Genomic DNA, 12,803 nt, shown 5'->3' with positions numbered 1-12,803 from the left:
GGAACCGAGAATTATTTCACTATATTCAGTTAGTTGCCAAGCCTATTTTCTTACCTTTAAACCCTCGTCCCCTTACTAGGTCAACGCTATTTACAAAGCTTTACATCAACAATAGCAATCTCTACTAAAAAAAGAGTAGAATCAATCTCAAGGTACTAAGCTAAGTATCTATTTTTAACACAAAAACGTTTAACTTCACTGTGGTTTTGCGCCTTTTTGATACACTGTAGTTAAATGGATTGAGGTTATTTAAATGAAAGATAAGTTTACCAGTGAGTTTTTAGCAAACACGGATGATGCACGTTCCGGGAAACTTGTAGATATACAACAGCGTCTTGATGAGTTACAGCAAAATGGTATGACAGCAACGGATATTAGAGCTGTGCTATTCAACAAGATGCTAGATGTTTATCAAGTACCAAGCGATCATTTTCTTCGTGAAATCGACACACCCGATAGAATTGATGACCCTAATATTCTGCTTAAACTCAAACAGCTTGGTTTTACAAAAAAACGTCGATATCAACTTCACTAATAGTTATTAGAAATTAGTGAATATTTTCAGAGGGCCTACCTCCCTCACTAAATAGGCTGTTTCTTGCCCGTCACAGCCTATTTTCTCTCCTTGTTTTACCGTATCATCTCCCTTTTATACAAATCTGAGAATAAGATGGATCCAGCACTACTCAAACGTGCCATAAATACAAAGATGCCCTTTGGCAAGTATACAGGTCGACCATTGCTGCTCCTACCCGAGCCATATTTAGTGTGGTTTAAACAGCAGGGATTTCCTGAGGGTCAATTAGGGGCACAACTTGCGATGATATACGAAGTAAAACTCAATGGTCTTGAAAAAATGCTAATGCCACTATTAGATGAAAAATAATTAAATTTTTTGAGAACTTTTATAAATTAGTATGGTCTATTACTTTGCTACTTGTTTATTTTTGGTTTTAACCTTTAAAAAGCGCCTCAGGCGCTTTTTTTATATCTGTAACATTTAGTCAAAGTAATAGCCAGTTACTTAAGTAAACATAGTTGTGGCAATAACCCCGCCTTTATAACAAGGTAACAATTACGTCATTAAGTTGTTCTCGGCCATTGTAGATTGGTATAAGGTTTTTGAGATTTATTTATCTTTAAATAATCGAATAACAAATTTCGCACCACCGAGCGTTGAGTCACACACCTGTAGTTGTCCTCGATGCCAACTGACAATTTTAGCCACTATCGCAAGCCCCAACCCAAAACCCCCTGTTTTCTTATCACGGCTTTTATCTAATCGTGTAAAGGGCTTTAAGATGCTCTGCCATTCAGACTGAGCAATACCTGGGCCATCATCTTCAACTATTATTTGAACGGCATCAGGGTGTTCTTCAAGTATCAAATTTATTTTATGATGCGCATATTTTTGTGCATTACCGAGTAAGTTTTGAATGCAGCGCGCAATAAAGTGCTCATCACAATTATAATAAAGCTGTGACGGCGCATTAACTGCAATGTCAATGTCTGTAGCAAACTCAAGTTTATTTACCACACTATTAACTAATGCGGTTAAATCACAAGAATGGCTTTTTAAACTGGGTTGATGAGAGTCAAGTCGTGCATATTCGAGCATTTCAGAAACCAAGGCTTCAAGCTCAGCAATATCTGCCTGCATATTATCAATATAGATAAACGATTTCTCATTCTCAATTTGCTCCTCTAGCATCGCCACTGCAAACTTTAAGCGCGCAAGTGGTGTTCTAAATTCATGAGAAACAGACGAAGTCAGTTCTTGCTGCGCTGCTAAAAGATATTGAATACGTTCTTGCAACGCATTTAAGGTATCGGTAATAGGAAGAAAAAAGGATTTAGATGCATCTTGTAATTCAAAATCCTGTGCCCCACCCACAGCTTCACATGCAAGTGTTAACTTATTAAAGTCTCGCCAAAGTAAAAAGCTCCATAGCCCAACAGGTAAGCCAATCACTGTTAATAATAAAAAGTAAGGCCAAACGGAACTAAAGCTAGGGTTAGCTACAGATAAAGGGCCTATATGCAACAATTGCGCATCATTCAGCGCTACGTACCAAACTACACGCTGGTCATGATTAAACACATAGAGGTAATGCTTTTCATTGAGTTGCGTTTTCAGGTTTTCAGGAAGGGCAAGATCGCTACGATTGATTATCTCGCTATTAAACTCTTGCTTTAGTTTTGTTAAACCACCTTCTGTTTGACTGAGAAGCCAAAGTGATTTGCCAAATTCTTGATCAAGTGCAATATGTTGCTGTGTGTCTTCATAGGGCCATAACTGTTCTATGACCCCACTAACTAAAAACAGAGAAACTATTATATATAAATATAAGCTAGCAAATAGTTTCCCCATTAATGATTACATGTCCCATGCATCAGATACGAAAAGGTAACCTTGGCCCCAAACAGTTTTGATACGATATGGTTTATCACTATTATCACCTAGTTTCTTGCGGATCCGAGATACGCGAACATCAACGGTACGGTCTAAGCCATCATACTGACGACCAATCATATGCTGATGAACATGTTCACGGCTTAACACTTCACCAGCATTTGAAGCGAGTAACCATAGTAACTCAAACTCATGAGATGTAAGTGTAATTTCGTTGCCTTTAAGTGTAACAATGCGACTGGTTTTATCAATGCTTAAATCACCAAACGTGAGCTCTTCAGGTGCTTTATTTGAAGCTTGGCCTCGGCGCAATAATGCATTAATGCGTGCAAGTAAAACACGTGGTTCTGCTGGTTTAATAACATAATCGTCAGCACCAAGTTCAAGCCCAATCACTTGGTCAAAATCTTCGCCTTTGGCGGTGAGCATTAAAATGGGTAGATTAAATTTATCACGTACTTGACGGCAAACACTAAAACCATCTTTGCCTGGTAACATGACATCTAATATCATTAAATCAACTGGGTTATTCTCTAAATAATCGAATACTTCATCGCCGCGTTCAAGGACCGCAACATCCAACCCATTATGCTGAAGGTAATCCTTGGTTAACTGCTGTAAGCCTAGATCATCTTCAACAAGTAAAATCTTTGCCATTGGTTGCTCCTGAATTAAAAAAAGCTCCACGGTGAGCGCAATCTTCGTCTCTTTGTTTTTGCTTCAGTGCTTTGCACTTCGACTTTTGCGGTTGCAATTTCGCTCCCCGTATGCGGATTGACTAAGGAGTATATTGTTTCAACCTGAACCCGCGCTTTATGGTTTAACACCCCTTTGCGAAGACCTTGCCAGCACTGTATCTGCTGCTCATTTTGGTATAAACACAGATCTTGAGGCTGCGCTATTTGCCAGCTAATTTTTAAATCAAGATCACAAAACTCATGCTGTTGTAGCACAACACACACTTTAGGTGAGATATCAAACTGAGTCGCTTGCGCATGGCTTGGGAACGGCCAAGTAACTACTGCAAACACACACAGACTAAAAACAAAATACTTCATATTAAAAAATATGATTGAATCCTATAAAAGCAGTCATTGAATACGTGTGTTCAAAAAGCGGACTGTCATCCACGGCTGAATAGTCATAATATGCTAAATGAAAACGAAGAGAGTTAGCCTCACTCAATGGCCAACGGGCGTCGATTTTAGCATAAGGTTGCCAACTACTGCCAACATCAATTTCCCCATATGAGGTCTCTTCAGCCGATAAACCATAAAAATAATCATTAAGGCCGGCTGATTTGTACCAAATACCGAGACTTGGTGCAACACTGAGGTTACCTACTTGATAATGAGACTGCCATTGCAGCGCACTTCGCATTCCATTGTAAACACCAGAAACATCCATTAGTGCTTGCACAGAAAAGACGTGGTTATTTTGAATGTAATGATAACTAAGACCTGCATCGAGCGCCCAACGTCGATGGCGAATATCATCAACAGATACTGTTTTACTGCTTAATTCATTGCTGCTTGTTGACTCGACTATAAAGCTACTAGATGAATTTAGCGCAAATACATTGCTTGGATGAAAATCGATAAAAAAGCGAGTTTCGGGGTTAAACTCAGTGACAACATTAAGCACATGAGAGTTACTCTCTAAAAAAGAATAACCTAATCGGCCATTGTCAAAAAACCACTTATCTGCATAGTAGGCAACTTCAGGGAGCAAAACTAAGGGTAAGTTATCGCCACCGTGTAATGGATTTGTAATAGCACCAATACCAGTATTAATACTGATATGCCATTGATTGGTTTCTATTTCTTGGTTTGCCTTGCGGCTTTCACGTTCAGTGCGAGTTGAATCATCAGCATACGCTTGATTCACTAACATGACAGTCAAAGCATATATCGCTGCGCACATCCTGATCGCTTGAGACTTCATTATTGTTGTTACGACCAAAAAGATTTTCTAATAACCGCATACTATCAAGATGTGAACAAACTGTCCTTGCTAGGTTACAACTATTCACAAATTTGATACAAATATCGATAAACTCTGTTTATGCTGGTTACTCTTCGATAATTTCGACGCGGTTTCGGCCATGTTCTTTAGCTAAATAAAGAGCCCTATCCGCAATTGCAATAAGTTGTTCTGGTTGACTATTTTTAGATTTAATCGCAACACCAAAGCTTGCAGTGACGTGTCTTAAGATAGTCTCAGATTTAGGGTCTTTGATCTGTAACTTAGTTATGGCTTGACGTAACTGTTGGGTAAAATTGGTCATATCACTGATTGTGGCAAAATGTGCTGTAAAACAGAACTCTTCTCCACCATAGCGGTATACTTGCCCGACACTCGAGACATGTTTTAATAATTTAGTTGCAACAGCGCGCAATGTTTGATCACCCTTTTGATGACCAAAAGTGTCGTTAAATGATTTGAAATGATCAATATCAACCATAACAAGTACGGCAACCCCAGAAATATCAGGTGCTTGGCAAAACTGAACCACATCTTCGTCAAACTTGCCTCTATTGAACAGCCCTGTCAGAGGATCTCTTTCAGCCTTACTTTGAGATTTAATGAGCTCTTGTTTTAATTCAGTGATCTCTGAGTAAGCATGCGCAAGTTGATTTTGAAAGTCCTGAGCACGATTTTGTAAGGCAGCAGATTTGTCACTCAAACGCTCAACACATAGAAGAACTTCATCAAAGCCACTCTCTTGGCTTATATCGGCCTCATTAAGTTTGTCACGACACTCTTTTAAAACCGAATCAAACTCTGCAGAATAAGTTAGTGCCTCGCTAATATCATGATGGACCTTACCAACAACATCACTAAATCCATCAGATAGTTGATAAAACAAAGCCATGTCATCATTTGAAAGGTATTTGTTAAACAAGTAATTGGCTTGCTCAGTGCTGCAGGTATTGTATTTATTGATAATAGTGTCTAATTCTTGACTGAGCTCGTGATTCTTTTCGCTAACATAGCAATACCACAGCGCATAATTGAGTGGCGTAATAGGTATTTTATACTTAACCATCAAAGGGATGGCTTGTTTTAAACAGTGACTTGAAAAACTTAAAGAATGTCCGGCTTGTGCTGACAGGGTCATAAATCTTTGCAATCCTGATATTATTATTTAGATTCACGTTAGCAATCGCTTAAAAAAAATCAATATAAAAACCGCTTGAAGTATAAAAAAACAGCATAAAACACGACATACTTTTTTCTAAACCAATACTAAATAACTAATATAAAATCCGCCAAACCGCTCACTAACAACTACCTTTCAATTGTATCATCTTAAAATATTAGATTGCCTGTTGTGTCATTGATTGTGCAATACTCCAAATAGCGTTTAAAGCAGGATCGTGGCGCTCTTTGTTTAGCACTGCTAAACCTATTTCAAAGCCATCAATACTTTGCTCTGCATCACTAACTATCTGCACCTTGTCTTTTAATGGACTATTATCTAGAACGATTTTAGGAACCATAGCAATACCTAAACCTAAGCTCACCATAGAAACCATTGCTTCGTGCCCTGCCACCTGAGCATAAATACGGCCATGAATATTATTTTTTCGCCACCATTGCTCTAGGCGCTGCCTTGATAAACCTTGCTCAGCAACAATAAATTCTAAAGCAGACCAATCAATTTGCTCAGCACTTGCAAGCTTTTCGCTGATCGGACAGACAATTTTTGGTGCAATTAATACCAAAGGAGAGTAACCAATACTGGTAAAAGCAACTTGCCCAGGTAATTTTGCTGGCTTTGCTGCGATTGCCATTGCTTCATGGCCATCTAATACTCGGTTAATAGCTAACGCGGGATCGCCGGTATTTAAGGTGATCTCTATATAAGGATGCTGCATGCGAAGCTGTTCTAATATTTGATGTAAAAAGCTATACGATGCAGTCACAGAGCAATATATGCTGACATTGCCATAAATATGTTGCTGGGGCTCTTGGACATTTGCTTTAAAACGATGCCAACTGGCCAATGTCGCATTAGCATACTCAATAAAAGACTCACCTTCTCGCGTTAATTTTACAGAGCGGTTATCCCGATTAAATAGCACCACTCCGACTTCTTCTTCGAGCTGTTTAATATTTCGACTTAACGTAGGTGCACTAATATGACAAAGCTCACTCGCTCTGGCGAAATGAAGCGTCTTAGCTAAAGCCAAAAAGTAATGTAGATGTTTGTGATCCATAAACCCACCATTTCATTTTATGAAACACTTTAATTCAAATATATCATTTTACGCAAGGCAAAAAATTGCATACTGTTAACTCACACAAGGGGCAACAGATTGGCTCTTTGTTTTCTAACAAATTAGTTTTTTATAGGACACTAACAATGGCGAATTATTTTAATACTCTTCCTTTAAGAGAGCAGTTAGCGCAATTAGCGCAGTGTGAATTTATGGATCCTTCAGAGTTCTCTGAAGGCGTTGATGCTTTAAAAGGAAAAAAACTCGTTATTGTCGGTTGTGGTGCTCAAGGCCTTAACCAAGGTTTGAACTTACGTGATTCAGGCTTAGATGTTTCTTATACATTACGTGAGTCAGCTATTGCCGAGCGTCGTCAATCATTCTTAAACGCAACTGAAAATGGCTTTACTGTTGGTACATACGAAGAACTTATTCCAACAGCAGATGTAGTACTAAACCTAACACCAGATAAACAACATACTTCTGTTGTTACTGCAATCATGCCTTTAATGAAGCAAGGCGCAACACTAGCATATTCACACGGTTTCAATATCGTTGAAGAAGGCATGCAAATTCGTGAAGACTTAACAGTTATCATGGTTGCACCAAAATGCCCTGGCTCTGAGGTTCGTGAAGAATACAAGCGTGGCTTTGGTGTACCGACTCTTATTGCTGTTCACCCTGAAAACGACCCTCAAGGTCATGGTCTTGCACAAGCTAAAGCATACGCTGTTGGCACCGGTGGTCATCGTGCAGGTGTATTAAAGTCATCATTCATTGCAGAAGTAAAATCTGACTTAATGGGCGAGCAAACAATTTTATGCGGTATGCTGCAAACAGGTTCACTACTTTGTTTTGATAAAATGGTCGAAAAAGGCATTGATCCAAGCTACGCATCTAAATTAATTCAATACGGTTGGGAAGTAATCACCGAAGCTCTTAAATACGGTGGCGTCACTAACATGCTTGACCGCCTGTCAAACCCAGCAAAAATAAAAGCGTTTGAACTAGCCGAAGAGCTAAAAACAATTATGCGTCCGCTTTATAACAAGCATATGGACGATATCATCAGCGGTGAGTTTTCTCGTGGCATGATGGCTGATTGGGCTGAAGACGATGCAAAATTACTTGCATGGCGTGCTGAAACAGCTGAAACAGCATTTGAAAAGCAACAAAATACAGATCAAGAAATCAACGAACAAACGTTCTTCGACCAAGGTATTTTAATGGTTGCAATGGTTAAGGCTGGTGTAGAGCTTGCGTTCGAAACCATGACTGCTGCAGGTATTATCGCAGAGTCAGCTTACTATGAGTCATTACACGAAACGCCGCTTATCGCAAATACCATTGCGCGTAAAAAGCTTTTCGAAATGAACAGAACAATTTCAGATACAGCAGAATACGGCTGTTACCTATACAACCATGCGTGTTTACCGCTATTACAAGACTTTATGAAAAACATCGACACAGATGTAATTGGTAAAGGCTTAGATACAACAAGTAATCAAGTAGATAACCAAGCATTGATTGCTGTAAACAAAGCACTACGTGAGCACCCAGTTGAGGTAGTAGGTAGCAAGCTACGTGGTTATATGTCAGCAATGAAGAAAATTGTTTAACCCTGGAAAGTAAGTTTCGCTTGTTAGAAACCAAGCCCAATTGCTAATATGCTTTGGGCTTTTTTTTTGTTCCTACATTGATTCGTCATCTGCAAAGTGTATGCTAAAATTACTGACTTAAATGTTGTAAACTAAGACACTTTCATGGCGTTAAATCAACTCACCATTACTAAAAAGATAACACTGCTTGGCAGTGCAATTGCATTAATTGTTGCCGCTCTCATTGGCGCAACAGCTCTATACAGCGCAAAACAAATCATCGAGCAACGAATGATTGAATCTGAGCTACCTAGCAAGCTACAAGCAATTGATAATTATATTACTCACGATATAAATCAAATGATCAGCGCCGCTGAGCAACTCTCTAGTAACGAATTTGTATTAGAGTGGGCGCGTTCAGGCAATACTGATGATAAAACACTGCTAAAAGAGCTTAACCGCCTTGTTAAGCAATACGATTTAGCAACCGCTTCTTGGGCTAATCGTGAAACGGCACAATACTGGAATCAAGACGGTTTCTTGCGAGTTTTAACTAAAGATCAAGATGGTTGGTTTTTTGCGTTTACTAACACAACACAGCCGTTTTCTATTAGTATCTATCAAGAATCACCAACTGATGTGAAAATGTTTGTAAACCACCAGCAAACCAATGGCATTGGTTTAGCCGGCCTTGCAAAAAGCATTGACGATATGCAAGCAATGCTAAAGCGCTTCCAAATCGAAGAAACAGGGTTTGTATTTTTAGCTGACAAAAATGGGTTAATCCAGCTGCATAAAGATGCTGATAAAGTCGCGAAAGCAAAACTTGATAGTATCTACTCGCCGGGTATTACAAACACACTCTTAACAAACCAAGACTTCAACCTACAAGAAATCGAGCTTAATGGTGAAGCCACTTTAGTTGCTGCAAGTCCAATCAAAAATACAGATCTATTTGTTATCGCTCAGGTACCAAAACATGAAGTATTTTCGAGCATTCAAGTTTTACAATGGCAAATTATAAGCTTTGCTATTGTTATTGCACTGATAGCGAGCTTTGCAGGCTTATTATTAGCACGCACACTGTCATCTCCTCTTTCAAAAATGGCTGAACTGTTTACTCGTTTAGGCTCAGGTGATGCTAATTTAGCGTACCGACTACCTGACTCAGAGCAGCCTGAACTTGCTAATTTATCAGCTGGTTTCAATCAATTTATTTCTAAGATAGAAACCGCTATCAGCCAAGTTGCACAAGAAAGTAGCGAAATAAGACAAAGTGCCTCTCATGTTTTTAAACAAGCGCAAAAGAACTCTGAAGCGCTTGATAATCAAAAAGAGCAAACTATTTCTGTTGCTGCTGCTATTAATGAAATGGGCGCAACCGTGCAAGAGATAGCCTCAAGTGCTGCAAATACTGCCAAGTTAACACAAAGCAGCAAAGATAATACTAAGCAAAGCCACACTCAGGTCACACAAAGTAAAGAAGCGATAATAGAACTGGCGACCGATATCGATAATATTACAGAGCAAGTGAATGAGCTGGCACATAAAACACAAGCCATTGCCAGTATCGTTGACTCAATCAGAGGTATTTCAGAGCAAACAAATTTACTGGCTCTTAATGCGGCCATTGAATCCGCACGAGCTGGTGAGCATGGCCGTGGTTTTGCTGTTGTGGCAGATGAAGTAAGAGCACTTGCAAACCGAACTTCACAATCAACAACTGAAATTCAAACCATGATCAGTGAACTAAGTAGTACCTCTGACTCAGTGGTAAATCATATAAATCACTCGAAATCACAGGCTCAGGTTAGCGTTGAAGCAATGCAAAGTTCAGTGGAATTACTCAATGCCATTAATGATGCAGCTAATGAAATCAATGATATGGCAACACTTATTGCGACCGCTACTGAAGAGCAAAGTAACGTGGTAGCTGATGTAGGCCGCAACATTGAGCAAATTAGTGATATCAGCGATACCGTGATGCGTGAGCAAATTGATACAGAGCAAGCGATTAAAGATTTAGCAAGTAGCGCACAAACCTTAGATGACCTTGTTGCTACATTTGATAAACGCTGACATGTTTTGTAACAGATAACACTGACCCTTTTTTATTCACGGCCTATACTTAAATAGTATTAGGCCATGAATTTAGAGGGTCAGATGAAAACAATTACCATTGCTTTAATATCGAGTCTAAGTTTTTTAACCGCTTGCAATAGTACACAATCTAACTTAGTTCCCCCACCGCTGTCGTTAACACAAGCCAACGAATTCATTGTATCTGAGGTCGAAAGCCAAGAGCTGATATTTGCATTGACCCCTCATATTAAAGAGCAGCTCAACACTGCCTTTCCTAAAGAAGCTCGAACGTTACAAAATGCCAAAAAGTTACTTTATTTTTTGCTTAAAAATGGAGACTCGTCACTTTCATATCAATCAGGTGCAACACTTACGGCAGGTCAAAGCTATGCCAATTTAAATGCAAACTGTTTATCGCTATCAATATTAGCCTACAGCTTAGCTGAGCACCTCGGACTCGAAGGGCAATTTCAACAAGTTCATATACCTGAATATTGGGCCCTCAATAACGGCTTTAATTTGCTAACAGGCCACATAAACTTAAAAGTAAAAGAAAGCAACAAAGCATCCGTAAATCATAAGGTGATTTACCCACAAGAACGGGCAATTATTATCGACTTTGATCCGAATAGTCGCCAAGAAGCATTTAGAACGACTAACATTAATAAAGCCCGAATCACCGCAATGTTCTACAACAACAAAGGTGTTTCAGCAATGCTGAAAAATGACTATGACCTTGCTTACAGTTATTATTTAGCTGCGATTAATGCGGACTATAAATACTCTGGTGCATGGGGAAATCTTGGGGTACTTTTTAGGCTTAACAATGATTTTCAGCGTGCAGAAACAGCGTATCAATATGCAATCACCTTAAACTCAGACAACAACACTGCTCTTGGCAATTTAGCTCGGCTTTATAATTTAACTGACAGAGTACAGCAAGGTCGCGAAATTTTAGCTATGCTCGACAAAAAACGCCAAGCAAACCCGTATTATCATATTTCGCTTGGCAATGATGCCTATACAACAAAACGCTATAGAGATGCTATCAAGCATTACAGAAAAGCCCGTGAGCTTGACCCAAAATTACATGATACCGATTTTGGTTTAGCACGAACTTATTATCAACTCGGCGATTTAAAACTGGCTAAAAAATATTTAACCATGGCTAACGATAAAGCTGACTTTGAGGAAGATAAAAAACGCTATGAAAGCAAGCTACGCGCGCTTCGTTCACATACTGCAAAACTGTCTTATCACGACTAGTTTAATTTACTTTTGCTGTTTTCAAGTCAATGCAAGCTCACAGAAACAGCTTGAACACGATATAGCGATCCTTACTTCAAAACAGTTTTATGGCCGAAAAACGAATACTGTTGGTGCTAAGCGGGCTGCAGAATATATTACCCAGCGATTTAGTGACCTTGGTTATCAAATTCAACGCCAAGAATTTCACTACTCGGGCACCTTTTACCAGCAACCCCAAGCTAGTAACATTATTGCCGTTCAGCCAAACAGCTGCCAATCGTGCAAATTAATCGTGTTAACCGCACATTACGATCACTTAGGTTTACAAGGCAGTCGTCTTTACCCTGGAGCTAATGATAATGCCAGTGGTGTTGCAGCCCTTCTTTATATAGCAGCCATTTTTGCTGAGAAAACATCCCCATATAAGCTTGTGTTTGTTGCTACAGATGCAGAAGAAAATGGCTTACATGGTAGTGATTACTTCGTTTCTACATTAAATCCTAGCGACGTAAAGCTGAACATTAACTTAGACATGTTGGTGGTTAATCAGCACAAACCGCGTATGATCGCATTTTTAAATCATCAATCGCAGTACAAAAACGCCATAAACTCACTGTCTGACGAGAAAATACGGTTTGTAGCAACAAGTTCTTCGCACTATTTAAACCGTTTGTTTGATTTAAAAGTTAACTGGCTTAAGGCAAGTGACCACTACTCTTTTGCTAAAGCTGACATTCCTTATATTTACTTTGGTATGGGTCACGATAAGCACCATCATCAAAGCACTGATACAATTGCACACATCAATTTCGATTTATATGAACACGCTATTCAAAAAATAGCTGAATTTATGGACAAGCTAACCGACTAACTTAATAGGTAATTTAGATGTGGCTACAAACTGTATTTTTTGCGCCTTAGTAAGCTTTTTTACACGACACTCCAATTTACTTGCCTCACTGCGACTACCCACTTGTTGTTGGTAAATTAATTTAAGCGGCCCTTTGCCTTTTAAATTTTTCGCACCTTTGCCAGCTTGGTGGGCTTCAAAACGTTTTTGCACATTGGTACTGATCCCCGTATACCAATGCCCTAAACGAGTCTGAACAATATACAAATGCCATGAAGCATCTGAGTTATCGCTGTTTTTTATTGGATCGAGTAAACTTTCTGTATTATCTGTGGTCAAATTTATGCCTCGTGATTGTTAATCGCATTTCAGTAAAAACAATTACTGAA

General features: G+C 39.1%; 13 protein-coding genes. 6 read left to right on the top strand and 7 right to left on the bottom strand.

Annotation, left to right across the window (positions count from 1 at the left end; translation table 11 throughout):
* Positions 1-253: 253 nt before the first annotated feature.
* Together E5N72_RS08485 and E5N72_RS08480 are read left to right on the top strand one after the other, a co-directional pair.
* On the top strand, positions 254-535 hold the full coding sequence (locus E5N72_RS08485; RefSeq protein WP_135924067.1) for a hypothetical protein: 282 nt from the start codon (positions 254-256) through the stop codon (positions 533-535).
* A gap of 135 nt (positions 536-670) precedes the next feature.
* Positions 671-886, top strand: coding sequence for a DUF3820 family protein (locus E5N72_RS08480; RefSeq protein WP_135924066.1), 216 nt, complete (start codon positions 671-673; stop codon positions 884-886).
* A 243-nt stretch (positions 887-1,129) separates the two neighbouring features.
* Here E5N72_RS08480 and E5N72_RS08475 read toward each other — a convergent pair whose 3' ends face one another.
* The 6 genes from E5N72_RS08475 to ilvY all read right to left on the bottom strand — a co-directional run bounded on the left by E5N72_RS08475 (position 1,130) and on the right by ilvY (position 6,636).
* Complete coding sequence (locus E5N72_RS08475) at positions 1,130-2,371, bottom strand: ATP-binding protein (protein ID WP_135924065.1); 1,242 nt, start codon at positions 2,369-2,371, stop codon at positions 1,130-1,132.
* A gap of 6 nt (positions 2,372-2,377) precedes the next feature.
* Entirely contained in the window at positions 2,378-3,070 is a 693-nt protein-coding gene (locus E5N72_RS08470; RefSeq protein ID WP_135924064.1) for a response regulator, read from the bottom strand.
* Between the two features lie 14 nt (positions 3,071-3,084).
* Positions 3,085-3,471, bottom strand: coding sequence for a DUF3019 domain-containing protein (locus E5N72_RS08465; protein ID WP_135924063.1), 387 nt, complete (start codon positions 3,469-3,471; stop codon positions 3,085-3,087).
* 1 nt (position 3,472) lies between these two features.
* Positions 3,473-4,306, bottom strand: a complete 834-nt coding sequence (locus E5N72_RS08460) for a MipA/OmpV family protein (RefSeq protein WP_135924062.1) — start codon at positions 4,304-4,306, stop codon at positions 3,473-3,475.
* Positions 4,307-4,484: 178 nt separating this feature from the next.
* Positions 4,485-5,534: a GGDEF domain-containing protein gene (locus tag E5N72_RS08455; protein WP_135924061.1), complete on the bottom strand. Its 1,050-nt coding sequence runs from the start codon at positions 5,532-5,534 to the stop codon at positions 4,485-4,487.
* Positions 5,535-5,733: 199 nt separating this feature from the next.
* Positions 5,734-6,636, bottom strand: coding sequence for an HTH-type transcriptional activator IlvY (ilvY, locus tag E5N72_RS08450; protein WP_135924060.1), 903 nt, complete (start codon positions 6,634-6,636; stop codon positions 5,734-5,736).
* A 146-nt stretch (positions 6,637-6,782) separates the two neighbouring features.
* On the opposite strand from ilvY, the gene ilvC reads away from it, so the two are divergent.
* The 4 genes from ilvC (at position 6,783) to E5N72_RS08430 (ending at position 12,435) form a co-directional block, all read left to right on the top strand.
* The gene (gene ilvC / locus E5N72_RS08445) at positions 6,783-8,255 is read left to right on the top strand and encodes a ketol-acid reductoisomerase (protein WP_135924059.1); all 1,473 of its coding nucleotides are present in this window, start codon (positions 6,783-6,785) and stop codon (positions 8,253-8,255) included.
* Positions 8,256-8,399: 144 nt separating this feature from the next.
* Positions 8,400-10,313, top strand: a complete 1,914-nt coding sequence (locus E5N72_RS08440) for a methyl-accepting chemotaxis protein (RefSeq protein WP_135924058.1) — start codon at positions 8,400-8,402, stop codon at positions 10,311-10,313.
* A gap of 84 nt (positions 10,314-10,397) precedes the next feature.
* Entirely contained in the window at positions 10,398-11,582 is a 1,185-nt protein-coding gene (locus tag E5N72_RS08435; RefSeq protein ID WP_240704506.1) for a tetratricopeptide repeat protein, read from the top strand.
* Positions 11,524-12,435, top strand: coding sequence for a M28 family peptidase (locus E5N72_RS08430; RefSeq protein WP_135924056.1), 912 nt, complete (start codon positions 11,524-11,526; stop codon positions 12,433-12,435). The genes E5N72_RS08435 and E5N72_RS08430 overlap by 59 nt, the downstream gene beginning before the upstream one ends.
* On the opposite strand, the gene E5N72_RS08425 is transcribed toward E5N72_RS08430, so the two are convergent.
* Entirely contained in the window at positions 12,424-12,753 is a 330-nt protein-coding gene (locus E5N72_RS08425; RefSeq protein WP_135924055.1) for a GIY-YIG nuclease family protein, read from the bottom strand. The two genes, E5N72_RS08430 and E5N72_RS08425, sit on opposite strands and share 12 nt — an antisense overlap.
* Between the last annotated feature and the right edge of the window lie 50 nt (positions 12,754-12,803).

Origin of the sequence: Pseudoalteromonas sp. MEBiC 03607 (genome assembly GCF_004792295.1) — a bacterium.
In the GTDB taxonomy this organism is placed as follows: domain Bacteria; phylum Pseudomonadota; class Gammaproteobacteria; order Enterobacterales; family Alteromonadaceae; genus Pseudoalteromonas; species Pseudoalteromonas lipolytica_C.
Note: the sequence above shows the minus strand (reverse complement) of the source record. Positions and strands in the feature narration are given on the sequence as shown.